The organism is Aquaspirillum serpens DSM 68 (genome assembly GCF_000420525.1).
GTDB classification, from domain to species: Bacteria; Pseudomonadota; Gammaproteobacteria; order Burkholderiales; family Aquaspirillaceae; genus Aquaspirillum; species Aquaspirillum serpens.
Map to the genome: position 1 here is coordinate 1 of NZ_ATVC01000067.1, position 13,407 is coordinate 13,407.

Consider the following 13,407-nt stretch of genomic DNA (forward strand, 5'->3'; position numbering starts at 1 on the left):
AGCCGCACTTGCCCAAGCTGTGGTCATATCTCAGCTGAAAACCGCCAAACACAAGCACAGTTTCAATGTGTGCAATGCGGCTATGAAAACCACGCCGATGTCGTCGGTGCGATTAATGTTCTGAAACGCGGCCAAGCTATCTTAGCTGCCGCATAATTAACAAAAAGGGTAGGACATACCCAGTTCGCCTGTGAAGTGAGCGGTGCAGCAAGGCCGCCAGCAGCAGGAACCCACCGAAGCGACTTTAGGCTGAGTTAGCCCAAAGCGCCGTAGGAATCCCCGCTCTTTAGGGCGGGGAGGATGTCAAGCATCCGATGCAGGTGGATGGTAGGTTAATTGGCTTTGTCGGCTTTGATGATACCGAGCAAGAACGGCAATTCAGCGAGACTGAACAGGCTTTTTTGCGCCTTGCCGCTGATAATTTCGCTGCCACCCTCGCCCGACGCCAACAATATCTGCAAGAACAAGCGGCACGGCGCCAGCTCGAAGAAGTGAATCAACAATTACAACAAGCGTTGGCGCAGCGCGAACATATCCAACAGCGGATGCAGTATTTGGCACAACATGATGCCCTCACTGGTCTGCCCAATCGCACCTTATTTGCCGAATCGCTGCAATATGAACTCGATAAGGCACAGCCTTGTGTGTTGATGTTTCTTGATCTTGACCACTTCAAACCGGTCAACGACACCTATGGTCATGCCATCGGTGATGTCTTACTGCAACAAGCTGCCGCACGGATGCAAGCCTGTTTACGGCCAACAGATATGGTGGCGCGGATTGGTGGCGATGAATTTGTAGTGTTATTGCCGCATACCCAGCAAGTGGAGTGGGCAACACACATGGCCGAACAGATTTGCCAACAGCTGGTGCAGCCGTTTGTGGTGGATGACCATACCTTACGCATCTCCTGTAGCATCGGCATTGCGCTCTCGCCCCAACATGGCAGCACCGAAATCGAGCTATCAAAACATGCCGATGCCGCGATGTACCACGCTAAACGCTCGGGGCGAGGTCGTTGGCAGCTCTATTCCTCTGCGCTCATGGCAACAGCAATGTCTGTTGACTGCTAAAACAGCGTGCTTCCCCGCTATATGGATCGATAAAACGGATGTCTTTGGCTAGCAGTTGCAGCGGGTGGCTAAAGTCATCACTCGCTATTGGGCTCAGTGTCGGATACCAACGGTCATGGCGAATCGGTATCCCCAACCGCGCCATGTGCAGCCGTAGCTGGTGTTTTTTTCCGGTGAGGGGCTGCAATTCATAACGTGCCCACTGTCCGTTATGCTCCAATAACGTCATGACAGTTTCGCTATTCGCCTCGCCTTCGACTTCCTCCATTAAAAAAGAATCAGCGCGCTCTTGCATGTGGCTGCGGTAATGAAGTGGAAAGGACAACTCTGGGCGAAAGCGGGCAACGGCATGGTAAGTTTTTTGCACTTGCCGCAGTCGAAACAAGGCTTGATAGGCATCACGACAACGTGGGTCGATACACAACAACATCACCCCCGCCGTTTCACGGTCTAGGCGATGAAGGGCGCTCAGATTGGGTAAATCTAGCCGCTGTTGTAGGCGATAGAGCAAAGTTTCGCGCTGATGTTGTCCTGCTGGCATACAGGCCAAAAAATGCGGCTTATCTACCACCAACAAGCGTTCATCGCGGTATAACACCTGTTCACGAAACGGCACCGGTATTTCTTGTATTTCCTCACGTTGATAAAACAACGCCAAACCGGGGCGGTAGGGCATATTGGGCTGGCAGGGACGTTGTTCACTGTCCCACACCCGCCCCTCGGCAAAGCGGCCTAACCACACCTCACGGCTGACATGGCGAAATCGGCTCAATAAAAAACTGAGCAAATCCGGCCAATGGCCAGCAGGTAAAACGAGGCGATGTACCATCGGGCTTAACGACTGCGATTCCATAATAAGATGGCCTCTTTGCGGTTATCCGCTTGGGCACCGATGGTGCTGCAATTACCTTGTTTAGGATAGCGGGAACATTGCACCCAAAAGCGGCGCGATCCGGCTTTGACCACTTCGGCAGGTGAACCACATTTTTGACACGGCTTAGGCACGGTAGGATCGGGAGTAGCAGAGGTCATGGCAATCTCGTAACGAAAAATGGCAATATGCCCCAATCCGGCAAGCAAGACAAACCGCGATGGAACTTGCGGCCTGATCGGGTTTCTGAATATAGAGGGTGTGGCGAAAGGTTTGATATGTCGGTGATTGCGCGTTATCTGTTACTTGCTTGCCTATGTGGCAGTGCTTTGCCCGTGTCTGCACACAATGCAGCCCTGCCCGACTTGGGTGATTCGGCACGGGCAGGGTTCTCGGTGTTACAAGAACAGATGATTGGACGACAGGCGATTGCCAAGATGCACGAGGTAGGCGCCTTGGTAGAGGATGTCGATGGTCAACAGTATCTACAACAGCTAGGACAGCGGTTATTGCAACACAGCCCAATGTCGGAGCATCGCTATCGTTTCTTACTGATCGACGACAACAGTATCAATGCCTTTGCGATGCCGGGGGGGGTGATTGGGATTCACAGCGGGCTATTATTTACCGCAGAAAATGAATCGGAACTGGCGTCGGTGTTAGCCCATGAAATGGCCCATGTGTCACAGCGCCATATTGCACGAATGGTCGAACAACAGGGCAATAACTCTTTATTGATGTTTGGCACCTTGTTAGCGGCCATTCTTGCTGCCAGTGTGTCCGGCAATCATCAAGTGGCTGCCGCCGCCGCCAATGTTGGCCCCGGCTTAGCGATTCAAAATCAGTTGGCCTACAGCCGCGATTTTGAACGTGAAGCCGACCGCCTTGGCATGGAAATTTTACTTAAGGCGGGGTTCAATCCGCAGGGAATGAGTGATTTCTTCCGCCGCCTCCACCAATCCACCCGCCTCAATGACAACAATGCCTTGGGCTTTCTGCGCACCCATCCCATGAGCAGCGAGCGTCTCACCGAGAGTGAAAGCCGTGCGGCCAATCTACCAAGCAAAATGGTCGCTGATTCGCTGGATTTTTTGCTGTTGCGGGAACGGCTACGAGTGAAACAACAAGGTGCACTGGCGGCAATTCGCTTTTATGAGGAGGCATTACAACAAGGGCGTTTTCGTTCCGAGGCGGTCACCCAATATGGCCTTGCTTATGCCCAAGCTCAAGCCAAACAATGGCCGGCGGCACAGCTGAGTTTGCAACGCAGTGAAAAATTGGGACCACCACATCCAGCCCTCACGCAACTGGCTGCGACCATTCAATTAGGACAACACAATGCACCGGCGGCCCTCGCCACCTTGCAACAAGGCCGACAGCGCTGGCCGGCGCATGTGGGGTTGGTGTATGCCGAGATTGATGCCGCTTTGTGGGTAAAAGATCGTGTCCGCGCTCAGTCACTGTTGGAATCGGCATTAAAACGCTGGCCGGAAGACCCTGCCTTATGGCAAAAACAAGCCAAGCTGTACGCCGACCGCGAACCCTTGCGTTATCACTACGCGCTAGGCAATGGCTATTTCTACCAACACCGTTTTGGCCCTGCGTTGGAACAATATCAGTTGGCACATGACAGCCAAGGTGAGGATTTTTACCTGCGCTCGGTGTTAGATGTCCGTATGCGCGAAGCACAACAACGCTTGCAAGAAGAAAAAAACGCGAAGTCTTGAGTTTTCATCACCGAAAGGCAAAAAAAATCCCCCGCAGGATAACCATGAGGGGGAAAACACGAGGAAGAAACATCAAAACACGTCACGCTGTGGGCACAGCCAGTATTAGGGCAACAGCAGTAACCAGTTCAGAAATCATTCTATGCCTCACTTAAGCTGAAAGCTAATCATAAAATCTGATACCGGGTTATCAGGTTTATCTATGTTTCTTCCTAGTGCATTAACGTTCAGAGAAAGCTTGTTGTGCAATCAGTTGCACAGGGCGGAACAGGTATTGCAACAAGGTTTTTGAGCCGGTCGTCACATCCGCCTGCACCGTCATCCCAGGTGCAATGGTATGGGTAGGATCGGAACCGACATAGGTTTTTTCTAGTTTGACCTGAATTTTGAAATAGGGATTATTGCGCTCATCCATAAAGCTACCCGGCAAAATATGCGATACCTTGCCATCGATACCGCCAAACCGCGAAAAATCGTACGAACTGACTTTAATCGTTACCGGATCGTTGACGCTGATCGCGCCAATATCCCGTGGTTGAATCCGTGCCGTCACATACAAATTACTGTCAGTCGGCATGATTTGCATGATTTCCGCACCGGGGGCAATCACTCCACCAAGGGTATCAATCATCACTGTTTTCACAATTCCCGACACCGGCGAGACAATTTCGGTGCGATCGACACGATCTTGCTGTTTGTTCTTCACTTCCAGCAATTGCGCCAACTCTACTGTGGTAGCGTTGATTTGTGCCAACAACTCACGGCGGCGATCGGCTTCCATTTCAGCCAAACGTTCTTGTGCCTCGGCACGTCCCAACTGAGCACGGTGAATTTCATTGTTCAGACGGTTGAGGTCGGTGCGGGTGTCGTTTAATCGCCGCTCGGCATCTAACGACTGCAAACGCGGGGCATAGCCTTGTTCACTGAGCGAACGACGTGAGTCATATTCTTGACTCAGTAATTGGCGTGAGCGTTCAAGATCACGGACTTGTTGTGATAAGGTCCGCACCTCGGCATCGCGTTGTCGATATTGCTCTTCCAACACGTCTCGCTGCTGTGTTCGCGCATTGACTTGCCCCTCCCACAAACCATACTGCGCTTCTTTCATCAGTTCGGGCGCATCGGGAATTTGTGAAAAATCGGGCTTACGGCCATCTAATACCGCCTGCATTCGTTCCAAATCCAACCGCAAACCCAACTCACGCATCCGCGTTTGTTCACGGTCGGCCTCAACCGATTTCTTTTGTAAACGGGCTAATATCTGCCCCTTTTTTACCACTTCACCTGGCTGGACTTTGATTTGCTCCAGAATCCCGCCCTCTAGATGTTGAATACGCTGCATCGATAAATGCGACATCACCTCACCCGGCGCGTGGGTGACTTCATCCATTTCTGCCACCGCTGCCCAAGCGACAAAAATCAACACCAAGGCAAAAGCAACGAAGATGGTTTTTAACACTGCCGCAGGGGCAATGATTTCTTCTAATAACAGCGAATGTGCTAACAAACGTTGCTGCTTAAACGTCGCTCTCCGACGTTCAAAGCCGGACATCAAGCTGTCCCAACGTTTACCTAGCCAAGAAAATAGAGCCATTGTTGCCATCCATCACAAGCAAAAGGTTAATCAACAAGTCGGCGGTGGATTACAAGAACCCCGGAGGCAACTTCGGTAACACCAATTCTGGTTTATCGTTTAACACCAGTTGACCGGCTTGTAATACCAATAAACGGTCGGCAGAACGCATGTGGGCAGGACGGTGGGTCACCATAAACACCGTGGTTTTACCGCGTAATGCATCCAGCGTTTGCATCAGCGTGGTTTCACGCTCGGAATCCAAACTGTCAATCGCCTCGTCAAATAGCAAAATGCCGGGCTTGCGCAGATACGCCGAGGCAATCGCTAAACCAGCATGTAACACCGCTGGTAGCTGTGCCGAGCGTTGGTCGCCCACCCGATGGTGATAGCCTTCTGGTAATTGTTCGATCAGCTCATGCACCCCCGCTTTACGGGCAGCCTCTTGTAGATCAGACATAGAGGCAGTGGGATCGGCAAGGCGTAAGTTTTGGGCGATGGTGCCGTAGAACAGCGAGAAATCCTGTGGCACATAGCCGATGGCTTTGCGCAAATTGATCGGGTCGCGTTGGCGTAAATCGATATCGTCAATGCGAATGGTCCCTGCCTGTGGTTGGTAAATCCCTAAAATGGTTTTGAGTAATGTCGATTTACCTGCCCCGTTTGGGCCAATCACCGCGATACGTTCACCCGGTTTAATATCAAAACTGACCCCCAATAACACGGGGTCGAGGTCGTTGGCGTAACGCATACTGACCCGTGAAAAAGCCACCCGACCTTGCAGCTGTGGCACGGTATTCCCATCGTTGCGATCGGGTTGTTCTTCGATTCGCGCTTGCATGAGTTGGTTGACTTGACGGGTACCGGTACGAATTTGTTCCAAACGATTGAGGATGGTGAAGCCCGATTGCAGCGGTGTCAGCACGCGCCAAGTCAGGGTCATAATGGCAATCAAGGCCCCGACGGTAACCGTGCCATTCATAATCCCCAACGCACCCATGCCAATGGTAATCACCCCCGCCGTGACCATAATGCCGTAGCCTAGGGTACTGATAATGGCATTTAACAAGGCTGATTTATAACCTGCCATCGCCGCAGCGCCGGATAACTCACGATAGCGGTTAAGCCAGACGTCCGTGATACTCAACGTGCGTAAGGCGCGCATTTTGGTGATGGTTTCAATAGCAAACTCTTGCCGCTGTGAGGTCAATTTGCTGGATAAAGCGGTGTTGCGACTAATCATCGGCGCCATCAACAGCGCAATCAGCACATATAACACCGCAGCAATCAATGGCACCACAGCCAACCAACCGCCAAGCAAAGCCAGCGTGATGATGAAAATAATCGAGAACGGCAAATCCAACATCGTCATGGCGGTATGGCCAGAGAAGGTGTCGCGGACAAACTCGGCATTCCGCAGGCGCATAATCTGCGCTCCCAACTTGCTGCGTTCTGTTGCCAATAACGGCAGCTTCATCATTTGGTTCATCATCGAACCACTAACCAATAAATTCAGCCGCACCCCGATATGCGCCAGCATATGGCCGCGCCGTTCACGCAACCACACTTCGGCACAAACAGCCAAAATTGCCCCCGACAGCAGGGCCAGCAAGGACAAATACGATTTTGACGGAATAATTCGGTCGTAAATCGTCATCGTGAACAGCGGCGGCACAATCGCCAGCATGTAGATGAAAAAGGTGTAAATCGCGACTTGTGCCAGCACCGGACGGAAACGCGCCAAGACCAAAGACAACCATTGACCACTGGCAGCTGCATCCGCCAATTCTTGGTGGTTTTCCCGCGAGGAAAAGAAATACACCATCCCGCCATAGCGGCGGGGGTCGATGTCGATTTCTCGCCCTTGTGCCACATCATGGACACGCCATAGACCGGGGAGCGTGGTTTTTCCAGATAAAAGAACAAACACCTCGCCATTTACGCCCTCAAATAAACAGGGCAATAAACGATGGTCAACATCGGCTAAGCGGTTAACTTCAAGGCGGGTACTGACATAGCCCAACAACGCCATCACATTACAGAGGCGATCAAATGTCAGCCGGTCAGCAAAGTGAGGTAAGGCCTCGGCCACTGCACGGGCCTCACCTTGCCAACCGAGGGCATCCAGCAAAACAGGCAAGCTCAGGGCAACTTCATCGACCTTGCCCAATTGATCCAAGGCAGTACGAATTGCATCGTGGCGCGCTTGGATTTCATGCTCCTTAGACGGAGGCAGGGTTAAAACAACGGAAGACGTCATGGTGTGGTTTGCTTAACTGGTGCGGCGGCAGCCGCAGGTGCATTAGGCAATGGGGGTAAGGTGAAAGGATGCAGCCGTCCCCCTTTGAGTTCAAATGTGCGATCGGCGACACGTAATAGTGAAGGCCGCAATGACACCATAATCAGCGTAACATGACCTTTTAGTTCAATCATCAGGTCACGCACCATGGCATCACCGGTGCCATCAAGTGCGGTGTTGGCCGCATCAAATAGCAGAATTTTTGGACGATCCACCAGCGCCCGTGCCACCGCAATTCGTTGCACCACCCCGTTGGGTAATACCATCGATGATCCGGGGCCAATACGGGTTTGATAGCCCTTGGCGAATCGACTCACCACCGCATCTAATCCGACCCGTTTAGCTAATTGCAGTGCAAATTCTTTGTGCTCTTTATCGCGGAAGAGAGTGATGTTTTCTAAAATTGTTCCTTCAAACACCACAGCGCGTTGTGGCAAAAAGGCAATCCGACCGCGCAAATCAATGGGGGAAAATTGTTCTGGGCACACACCATCTACGAATACCTTACCTGTACTTGGTGTTAACAAACCATACATCAGCGCCAACAGCGTGGTTTTTCCTTCCCCCGCCTCGCCACGAATGCCGATGGCTTCACCCGCATGCACTTGTAAGTTGACTTCCTGCACAATCCACGGCTCTTTTTCACCAAAGCGGAAACTCAGATTTTCTACGCTCAGTTGGCCGCTCGGTGCGGGAATTTCTTCATTCTCTTGTGTTGTTTGGTGTGCATAGGCAACAGGTAACTCAAAAGTATGTCCTGCTTTTTCACGGTAGATATGAGAACGTTGTAACTGGACCCACATCCCCATTGCCCGTTGTAACGGCTGTAAACCACGGTTGGTCAACAGGCTACAGGCAGCCAAGGTACCGATACTGATTGAGCCATTCATCACACCAATACTGCCACCTGCAGCGACGAGAATCATGGACGATGTGCTAAAGGCTGCAGATACAGTGGAAGCACGTACACTGAGTAAGCTTGACTGGTAGTCATACATACAGTTGGTTTCTGACAGGCGTTCGTAGCGCCGCATCATAATATCTTCCAACCCTTGAGCCTTAATGGCTGACAAACCCGAGAGCAGTTCCAAGATAAAGTTGTAGCGGCGTTCTTGTGCAAGCGCGCTGTCTTCTAGGGTTTTACGCAACAGACGGCGTTGAATTAACGCTGCCAATAAGACCAAACTAAATAATCCTACTGGAATTAAAGCCAGCCAACCGGCAAGGTAGATAATCATGCCGACGAAGATCAACACAAACGGCAAATCGGCCAACACCACAGCGACCTGACCAGAGAAAAAATCTTTCAGAGAACCAATACTCTGTAAGTTTTCGAGATGACTACCAGCGCCGGTTTTTTCAAACGCTCGCATATCCGAGTTAAGCAAGTGTTCTGTTGCGCTACATGAGAGCACATGCTCGTACTTGGCACCGGTCCATGCCGTCAGTGCCGAACGCGCTAATGTCAGAATGCTTTCAGCAATTAAGGCCGCTCCCACACCCAAGGCCAGCATCAACAAAGTCCCTGTTGATTGGTTTGGAATGATGCGGTCATACAGTTGCAAAATCGCTAACGGTAGGGCTAAAGACAAGATATTGAGCGACAGCGAAGCGAGGAGAGTGTGTCTATTCTCACGCAGCAAAAAGCGCACCGCGACTCGATCTGCCAATAACAGATGAATCGCGGTGTTTTTTATGCTTTTGTTTTGTTCGGTATCGAATTTTTTTTGGCTCATACCAAATGAATTTTTCAAAGAGAAAACAACATTGGCCAACAGATTGTTGGCCTCGCGGCCATTATGACACAGCTCGTTAAATTACATACTCAAAACGATCAAGCGTTGGATGACCAAAACCGACGGTGCATTGACAATCTTTGACACAGCGATTGAGGAAGACGTTGATAAGATTGTCCAAGGCGGTAGCCAATATATTTCAACACCGTTCGCGCAGCAGCTTCAGGCAGCCGCCATGCCTGATGTTGCCACAAATATGCCCACTCCGAACGCACAAAACGTGCCCCCTCGCCCTCGGCAGCACCAAACTCACGTTTTAGCCATGCCGCTTGTTGGTGGAAAACACCAATATCAAAATAGCGGCTCATTTCTTGCCATAGGGTGTAGTCATGGGAATGGAATACTTGTGCTTCAGCACAGTAGGCAATGTCGTGTCCTGCCAACACCAAACGGCCGCCAACCCACGCATCTTCTCCCAAAATAATTTGGGCTGGAAAGCCGCCAATCTCTCGCAACGCGCTTTGTCGATAGGCAGCAAAACTGTTCGACATGAAGCTAGCCTTAATCCCTTGCTGTGGAATGCTGGCGCGGCTTTGCCGGCGGCTGGTGGCAGGGTAGTTAAATAAACGGGCATGTGCTCCCAAAACGCCTGCCCCAGGGCGGGGTAATTGTCGCCCATAGGCCGCACCCACGCTTGGGTCGTTAAAAGTTTGCCGCAAGTGCCATAAAGCCTCTGGGTCGGCAAACCACGCATCTTGTGTCAGATACACTACAAAGGGATAGCGTTGTAAACAATCAGCCCCTTGTTGGCGCGTTGCACCATGATTGAAATCGCGGCTGTCAATGTGTTGCACAGTAAAGCCTGCCGCCTGTGCTGCCTCGGCGGTGCCATCGTGTGAGCCAGAATCGATGACTAACACTTCGGCTGGGCGATAACGCAAGCGCTGATAATGGTCGATCCATTGCAGCCAATCTTGCCCTCCCTGATAGGTTGGTACCATTACAGCAACATCAGACAAGGTAGTAGGTGCAGACAAAGACATGTTCAAATCGCTGATTAGGCAAGGGCTTGTGAGTATAATCGTTGTTTTTTATCAGTTGAGGATTGCACGTGATTCTGGTGACAGGTGGTGCGGGCTTTATTGGCAGTAATTTTGTCTTAAATTGGTTAGCCAACCAGCAAGAACCGGTGGTGGTGTTGGATAAACTGACCTATGCCGGCAATCCGGACAATCTAGCCCACTATCAAAACGACCCGCGCTTACAGCTCGTGGTGGGAGATATCGGTGATCGGGCATTGGTGGAGGGGTTGTTATCTCAACACCAACCGCGTGCCGTGTTGAATTTTGCAGCAGAATCACATGTTGATCGCTCGATTCATGGCCCAGCCGATTTTATTGAAACGAATATTGTCAGTACCTTTTCGCTATTGGAGAGTGTGCGCGGCTATTGGCAAAACCTCGCTGAACCCGCACGTCAGGCTTTCCGCTTTTTGCATGTGTCGACTGATGAAGTCTATGGCTCATTAAGCGATACAGCACCGGCTTTTACCGAACAGCATCGCTACGAACCCAACAGTCCCTACTCTGCCAGTAAAGCCGCCAGCGACCATCTCGTCCGTGCATGGCATCACACCTACGGCCTGCCTGTTTTAACCACCAACTGTTCGAACAACTATGGCCCGTATCATTTCCCTGAAAAATTGATTCCGTTGATGATTTTAAATGCCCTCAACGGCAAAGCTTTGCCGGTCTATGGTGATGGCAAGAATGTGCGTGATTGGTTGTATGTGGTCGATCATTGCCGTGCTATTGAACGGGTATTGGCGGCTGGGCAAGTGGGTGAAACCTATAACGTCGGCGGCTGTAACGAAAAAACCAATCTGGAAGTGGTACATACCTTGTGTGACATCTTAGATGAACTGCAACCGCGAGCCGATGGCGCGAGCTATCGTGAGCAAATTCGCTTTGTGCAGGACCGTCCAGGACACGACCGCCGTTATGCCATCGATGCCAGCAAAATCATCGAACAATTAGGCTGGACACCACAGGAAAGCTTTGAAACCGGCATTCGTAAAACAGTGGAATGGTATTTATCCCATCCGGAATGGGTAGAGAAAGTACAAAGTGGCGCCTACCGTGAGTGGCTAGGGAAACAGTATGCCGAATAATTTTCCCCGTATTGTGTTGTTGGGTGCCAATGGTCAAGTGGGGCATGAATTACAACGCGCCCTCGCCTGTGTTGGTGAGTTACATAGTCTGACACGACTGCAGCTTGATATCAGTGACAGCGCAGCCCTCCGGCAGACCCTGATCGATCTGGCCCCTGATATCGTTGTCAATGCCACAGCATGGACGGCGGTTGATAAAGCAGAAAGCGAAGTTGAGGCGGCCTTTGCGGTCAATGCCACTGCGCCACAGGTGATGGCTGAAACCTGTGCCGCACTCGGTGCGGTGTTAGTGCATTATTCAACTGATTATGTGTTCGATGGACAACACAGTGCACCCTATCGCGAAAGCGATAGCACTGCTCCGCAATCTGTCTATGGCCGCAGCAAATTGGCAGGTGAACAAGCAATTTTGGCATCGGCGGCCAAAGCCCTGATTTTCCGTACCAGTTGGGTGTATGGTGATTTTGGTGGCAATTTTGTCCGTACCATTTTACGCCTTGCGCGTGAACGCAATACCTTGTCTGTGGTAGCCGATCAAATTGGTGCGCCGACTGCTGCTTCGCTGATTGCTGATGTCACAGCGGCAGTGCTGCGACAACTGTGGCAACGTCCGGAGCAGGCGGAATTTGGCCTATTTCATCTGACTGCCAGCGGTGCGGTATCGTGGCATGCTTTTGCCTGTGAAATTGTTCGATTGGCACAACAGCAAGGGGCAAGCTTGGCATTGAATGCCGACGCGATTGCGGCGATTCCAAGCAGTGAATATCCGGTACCAGCACCACGCCCAGCAAACAGCCGCCTCGACTGCCAACGACTGCAACAACACTACGGTATTTATCTACCGTCGTGGTCGCAAGCCTTGCCGGCGGTCGTCCACTCACTTCTGCGACAATAACGATTTTGGAAACCACCATGACAACTCGCAAAGGGATTATTTTGGCCGGTGGCTCTGGCACCCGACTCTATCCCGCCACCATTGCTGTTTCAAAACAGCTGTTACCGATTTACGACAAGCCGATGATTTACTATCCGCTGACCACTTTAATGTTGGCGGGGATTCGTGAGATTTTGATTATCTCGACACCACAGGACACGCCACGCTTTCAACAATTATTAGGCGATGGCAGCCAATGGGGTATTCAACTGCAATACGCAGTTCAACCAAGCCCTGACGGTTTGGCGCAGGCGTTTATTATTGGTGAATCTTTTATTGGCCAAGACAGCTGTGCCTTGGTCTTGGGCGATAATATTTTCTATGGCCATGATTTCACTGGGCTGTTGACCTCGGCAGCCAAGCAAGAACAAGGCGCCACCGTTTTTGCCTATTTGGTCAACGATCCTGAGCGTTATGGGGTGGTTGAATTTGATGCTGCTGGACACGCCATCAGTATCGAAGAAAAACCGAAACAACCTAAATCGCGCTATGCAGTGACCGGTTTATATTTCTACGATAACCGTGTCGTTGAGATTGCAAAATCGATTCACCCCTCGGCACGCGGTGAATTGGAAATTACCGATGTCAATGCTGTGTATTTGCAGGAAAAACAGCTCGATGTGCAGGTGATGGGACGTGGCTATGCTTGGTTAGACACCGGTACCCATGAGTCGATGTTAGAAGCAAGCCAATTTATTGCCACGATCGAACACCGCCAAGGCCTCAAAGTCGCCTGTCCGGAAGAAATTGCTTGGCGCAGTGGTTGGATTGACGATGCCCAACTAGCCACCCTAGCCGCACCCTTAGCAAAGAATGGCTACGGCCAATACCTACAACGCTTACTCAGCTAATCCTAAAAAAAGAAAACCCTCTGCTCCCAAACAATGCAGAGGGTTTTCTTTTTCCAAAAAACTGTAATGGTCTAATGTCAGCGGACAGTAAGATAGGGGGATGAAGAAGGTTTTGGAGGAATGGTGATGAAACAAGGGCGCAGGGTATTTGACACGAATTTCAAGCTGCAAGT

Annotated in this window: 12 protein-coding genes; 6 read left to right on the forward strand and 6 right to left on the reverse strand. The window is 51.1% G+C overall.

Annotation, left to right across the window (positions count from 1 at the left end; genetic code table 11):
- Together G465_RS15565 and G465_RS15195 are read left to right on the forward strand one after the other, a co-directional pair.
- Positions 1-156, forward strand: a 156-nt coding sequence (locus tag G465_RS15565) for a zinc ribbon domain-containing protein (protein WP_022654529.1), incomplete at its 5' end; no start/stop codon positions are given.
- A 164-nt stretch (positions 157-320) separates the two neighbouring features.
- Entirely contained in the window at positions 321-1,073 is a 753-nt protein-coding gene (locus tag G465_RS15195; protein ID WP_162138831.1) for a sensor domain-containing diguanylate cyclase, read from the forward strand.
- On the opposite strand, the gene G465_RS0111080 is transcribed toward G465_RS15195, so the two are convergent.
- Together G465_RS0111080 and G465_RS0111085 are read right to left on the reverse strand one after the other, a co-directional pair.
- Positions 1,042-1,926, reverse strand: a complete 885-nt coding sequence (locus G465_RS0111080) for a pseudouridine synthase (RefSeq protein ID WP_022654531.1) — start codon at positions 1,924-1,926, stop codon at positions 1,042-1,044. The genes G465_RS15195 and G465_RS0111080 overlap by 32 nt on opposite strands.
- Positions 1,908-2,105: a Lar family restriction alleviation protein gene (locus tag G465_RS0111085; protein WP_027405409.1), complete on the reverse strand. Its 198-nt coding sequence runs from the start codon at positions 2,103-2,105 to the stop codon at positions 1,908-1,910. The genes G465_RS0111080 and G465_RS0111085 overlap by 19 nt, the downstream gene beginning before the upstream one ends.
- Before the next feature lie 117 nt (positions 2,106-2,222).
- Between G465_RS0111085 and G465_RS0111090 the strand changes: the two genes are divergently transcribed.
- A complete protein-coding gene (locus G465_RS0111090; protein WP_022654533.1) occupies positions 2,223-3,671 on the forward strand; it encodes a M48 family metalloprotease in 1,449 nt (482 codons plus the stop codon).
- 220 nt (positions 3,672-3,891) lie between these two features.
- On the opposite strand, the gene G465_RS0111095 is transcribed toward G465_RS0111090, so the two are convergent.
- From G465_RS0111095 to G465_RS0111110, 4 genes are all read right to left on the reverse strand, one after another.
- Positions 3,892-5,265, reverse strand: a complete 1,374-nt coding sequence (locus G465_RS0111095) for an HlyD family type I secretion periplasmic adaptor subunit (RefSeq protein ID WP_022654534.1) — start codon at positions 5,263-5,265, stop codon at positions 3,892-3,894.
- A 49-nt stretch (positions 5,266-5,314) separates the two neighbouring features.
- On the reverse strand, positions 5,315-7,504 hold the full coding sequence (locus tag G465_RS0111100; protein WP_022654535.1) for a peptidase domain-containing ABC transporter: 2,190 nt from the start codon (positions 7,502-7,504) through the stop codon (positions 5,315-5,317).
- Positions 7,501-9,279: a peptidase domain-containing ABC transporter gene (locus G465_RS14545; RefSeq protein ID WP_022654536.1), complete on the reverse strand. Its 1,779-nt coding sequence runs from the start codon at positions 9,277-9,279 to the stop codon at positions 7,501-7,503. Before G465_RS14545 ends, G465_RS0111100 begins: the two co-directional genes overlap by 4 nt.
- A gap of 98 nt (positions 9,280-9,377) precedes the next feature.
- Positions 9,378-10,322 (reverse strand): glycosyltransferase family 2 protein, encoded by a 945-nt coding sequence (locus G465_RS0111110; RefSeq protein WP_022654537.1) that lies wholly within the window; start codon positions 10,320-10,322, stop codon positions 9,378-9,380.
- 62 nt (positions 10,323-10,384) lie between these two features.
- Here G465_RS0111110 and rfbB point away from each other — a divergent pair, with 62 nt between their 5' ends.
- Genes rfbB through rfbA form a run of 3 tightly spaced genes read left to right on the forward strand, consistent with a single transcriptional unit; the run spans position 10,385 to position 13,234 of the window.
- Positions 10,385-11,449: a dTDP-glucose 4,6-dehydratase gene (gene rfbB, locus G465_RS0111115; RefSeq protein WP_211213770.1), complete on the forward strand. Its 1,065-nt coding sequence runs from the start codon at positions 10,385-10,387 to the stop codon at positions 11,447-11,449.
- A complete protein-coding gene (rfbD, locus tag G465_RS0111120; protein WP_022654539.1) occupies positions 11,439-12,344 on the forward strand; it encodes a dTDP-4-dehydrorhamnose reductase in 906 nt (301 codons plus the stop codon). The genes rfbB and rfbD overlap by 11 nt, the downstream gene beginning before the upstream one ends.
- Positions 12,345-12,361: 17 nt before the next feature.
- Positions 12,362-13,234 carry a glucose-1-phosphate thymidylyltransferase RfbA gene (gene rfbA, locus G465_RS0111125; protein WP_022654540.1) on the forward strand — a complete coding sequence of 291 codons (873 nt, stop codon included), beginning with the start codon at positions 12,362-12,364 and terminating at the stop codon, positions 13,232-13,234.
- The last annotated feature ends 173 nt before the right edge of the window (positions 13,235-13,407 follow it).